Origin of the sequence: Luteococcus sp. (assembly GCF_043424415.1) — a bacterium.
Lineage (GTDB): Bacteria > Actinomycetota > Actinomycetes > Propionibacteriales > Propionibacteriaceae > Luteococcus.
On record NZ_JBHWOO010000260.1, the window covers coordinates 1 to 3,229 of the forward strand.

The window sequence follows — 3,229 nt, forward strand, 5'->3', positions numbered from 1 at the left end:
GGCCACAGCCGCACCAGCGTGGCCTGCGGATCGGTGGCGTCACCGAGGATGTCGAGCGCGGGAATGGTGGAATTGCGCCCCAGACCTGCCTGCCCGGCCTCGCCGATGCGCTCCACCACCTCGTCGACGGTGTAGTGGGCATCCACCAGCGCCTGGCGCAGGGACTCGATCTGGTCGGGGGTGAGCATGCGCCCATCGTCCCCGGGTGTGGTGGGCGACGGCAAACGGAGACGGGCGCTGGAGACGGTACCGCTACCGCGATCACTCGGTGTGGTCCAACCCAGCCGCTGGGGGCGTCAAGGCCCCGGCGCGCGTGACAACAATCATCTGCCGAATGGCGCGCGTGTCATGGCTGGTGCGAGTGGGCTCCGACGTTACCTGGCTGATTCGGCTGCGGAGAGTTCAGTTTCGCTCTGAAGGTGTCAGGCTGCGGCGAACAGTCGGTGTACGTCTACGAGGATCCAATCCATGCCGTCGGACTCAACCGCTCTGGGCCGAGCGATCTCGAGGGCTTGGCATCCCAAATCACACCGGGGCGGCACGTCGTTGCTCCCGTGGGACAGCAAGTGATCTTGCAGAACTCCCAAGAGGCCTTGTGTGTCGTGGACCTCCTGGCAGTCCAGCGGGAGGTCAGCGAGCCGGACTACACTCCGGCATCAATTCAGTTCCGGTACCGCATCCTTACGAGCCCCTAAGTCCTCGCTCGAGTGCGCACGACCCACGGTATCGCCAGCTCGTCCTGTGGCGTACGAGTCTGCGCTACCGGAGCGCTGCCGGTGCTTGTGGCGCCCAGTCTGCTGGGCGGGCGATCCTTGCGGCTCTAGACAGCATGGGTGGCCCCGATCATGCTAGTCTTGCATCATCATGATCAGCCCGTGGCCGCAAGGCGCGGGCTGATTTTCTGTCCAAAGGGAGGATCATGGCGGAGTACACGAAGCCATGGCTGTCCATCGATGCCCAGATCGACCAGGTGGCAGCACGAGGGCTCACGGTGGGTGAACGCACGCACGCCACATACACCGTCCGTGGCATCGGCTACTACCGCCTCACCGGCTACCTCTACCCGTTCCGGGAATCCGAAACCTCCGAAGCTGACGGCCGCATATGCGTGAGAGTGTTGGACAGCTACCAGCCAGGGACAACACTTCGTCATGCGGAAGAGATCATCAGTTTCGACCGCCGATTGCGGATGCTGGTCATGGACGGCATCGAACGCATCGAGATCGCGACCCGTATGCACATGGGGTACGTCCTGGGTCGACGCTCACCCTTCGCCTACGAAGACCCCCGATCCTTCACCGATGCGTTCACCACACCCTGCACCGATGCACGCAACCCGGCCGCCAGCAAACACGTGCAGTGGCTCCAACAAGTCAATGCCCGCAAGGCCAAGTCCGACGAACAGTTCGTCGCGCACTTCCGGGAGTGCTATGACGACCGGATGCCCATCTGGGCACTCACCGAGGTCCTCGAGCTCGGCCACCTCTCCACCTTGTACCGGGGCATGCTCCAACCCGACGCCGAAGAGGTCGCCGCCGCGTTCGATGTCCCGACGAAGAAGCTCATGAGCAGTTGGCTGGCTAGCCTCAACTACGTCCGTAATGTTTCCGCGCACCATGCCCGGCTGTTCAACCGCAAACTCCAGAATGCACCGAAACGTCCTAGAAAGGGCTCGATCTCTGACCTGGACCACCTCAGCGACCAGAGCAACCCGAAACCAGAGTTCGGCACCTACAACGCCCTGGCCGTGATCGCCTACCTGCTGCGTGGCATCGACCCTGCATGCGACTGGGCCCCGCGCATGACCGAACTCCTGCACGAGTTCCCCACCTCGCACGCGCTGACACTGCACTCCATCGGCGTGCCCGACGGATGGGACGAACTACCCCTCTGGAAGCCATGACCCGATCCTCTTCTGGGCCCCTTTTCAGGGGGCCATTATTACCCACGATCATCGAACTCCTGAACAGCTGCGGCCCGCTCCGAAGCCAGGTCCCCGGCCAGCAGGCCCACGCCGGAGGCATTGCCGACTCCCGCGGCCGAGGCTGGGCCGAAGACCTGGTAGAGCTCCCAAGCCGCCCGGATGCCGTCGTGGATGAGATGGGAGACCCCGCTCCCCACCGATACACACGCCGTTCGGGTTGGCCGACGTGGAAGCTGTGGTGGTGCGGGCCCTGACTCGCACCCTGGAAGAACAGCTGGGCGGGCCCAGCAGCGAGACCCAGCGGGAACGTTCACGGGCGGCCCCGGCCGAAGAGCTGCTGACGGAGGCGGATCGACCGGCTCGAGGCGCAGCTGGCCGAGCGGGGCCCGTCGGTGGTGCTGCCGGTGGCCCATGACGATCCCGAGGCGCAGCTGTGGTGGGAGGTGGAGACCCGGTGGCTGATGTCGATGCCAGAACAGCAACGGCGTGCGTTCACGCTGCCGACGTGGACGGTCGAGGACGGCTTCCTGGCCGGCCTTGAGCACCCGGTGGTGCGCAGGCGCAAGACGATCGCCGTCATGCTGGCGATCCTGCACGGGCGGGTGTGGGACGAGCACACCACGCACCAGTTCCTGGAGAGCCAGGTCGGCAAACCCAGGCTGTCCCCACGGGGATGACGGTGTGGCGGACCTACGTGAAGGCCGAGACTCCTCAGGCTCCACGGCTGACCTGGTGGCAAGAACCCCGACACGAGCTGTCACATCGAGCACGTTGGCACCCACGATGAACTGATCTAGACGTGTGGTCTCAGTGGGCCAGGAAGCCAGCAAGACGTCTCGGCTAGGGTCGATCAGCAACCGGACCACGCGCGAGAGGAATCCCATGACCACGACCGACACCCAGGCCCACCCCCAAGACTGGTGGCGCTCCGCCGTCGTCTACCAAGTCTACCCGCGCTCCTTCCAGGACAGCGATGGCGACGGCATCGGCGACATTCCCGGCATCACCAGCAGGCTCGACCACCTGCAGCGCCTGGGTGTCGACGTGGTGTGGCTCTCCCCCGTCTACCGCTCCCCCATGATCGACAACGGCTATGACATCAGCGACTACACCGACATCGACCCGCTCTTCGGCACGCTGGCCGACCTCGACGAGCTGGTCGAAGGCCTGCACTCGCGGGGCATGAAGCTCGTGATGGACCTGGTGGTCAACCACACCTCGCACGAGCACCCCTGGTTCGTCGAGTCCCGCGACCCCGACTCGCCCAAGCGCGACTGGTACTGGTGGCGTCCCGCCCGCGAGGGC

At 65.1% G+C, this 3,229-nt stretch carries 4 protein-coding genes and 1 pseudogene; 3 read left to right on the forward strand and 2 right to left on the reverse strand.

The features are described from left to right. Positions 1 to 188: pseudogene (locus tag ACHFFZ_RS14855) on the reverse strand (transferase); the annotation flags it as partial. 731 nt (positions 189 to 919) lie between these two features. Here ACHFFZ_RS14855 and ACHFFZ_RS14860 point away from each other — a divergent pair. Then, positions 920 to 1,903 carry an Abi family protein gene (locus ACHFFZ_RS14860; RefSeq protein ID WP_394277376.1) on the forward strand — a complete coding sequence of 328 codons (984 nt, stop codon included), beginning with the start codon at positions 920 to 922 and terminating at the stop codon, positions 1,901 to 1,903. Positions 1,904 to 1,941: 38 nt separating this feature from the next. Here ACHFFZ_RS14860 and ACHFFZ_RS14865 read toward each other — a convergent pair whose 3' ends face one another. Further along, positions 1,942 to 2,121, reverse strand: coding sequence for a hypothetical protein (locus ACHFFZ_RS14865; RefSeq protein ID WP_394277377.1), 180 nt, complete (start codon positions 2,119 to 2,121; stop codon positions 1,942 to 1,944). 207 nt (positions 2,122 to 2,328) lie between these two features. Here ACHFFZ_RS14865 and ACHFFZ_RS14870 point away from each other — a divergent pair, with 207 nt between their 5' ends. Both ACHFFZ_RS14870 and ACHFFZ_RS14875 read left to right on the forward strand, forming a co-directional pair. Next, on the forward strand, positions 2,329 to 2,601 hold the full coding sequence (locus tag ACHFFZ_RS14870; protein WP_394277378.1) for a hypothetical protein: 273 nt from the start codon (positions 2,329 to 2,331) through the stop codon (positions 2,599 to 2,601). Positions 2,602 to 2,806: 205 nt separating this feature from the next. Next, positions 2,807 to 3,229: alpha-amylase family glycosyl hydrolase (locus ACHFFZ_RS14875; RefSeq protein ID WP_394277379.1), on the forward strand; the 423-nt coding region annotated here is incomplete at its 3' end.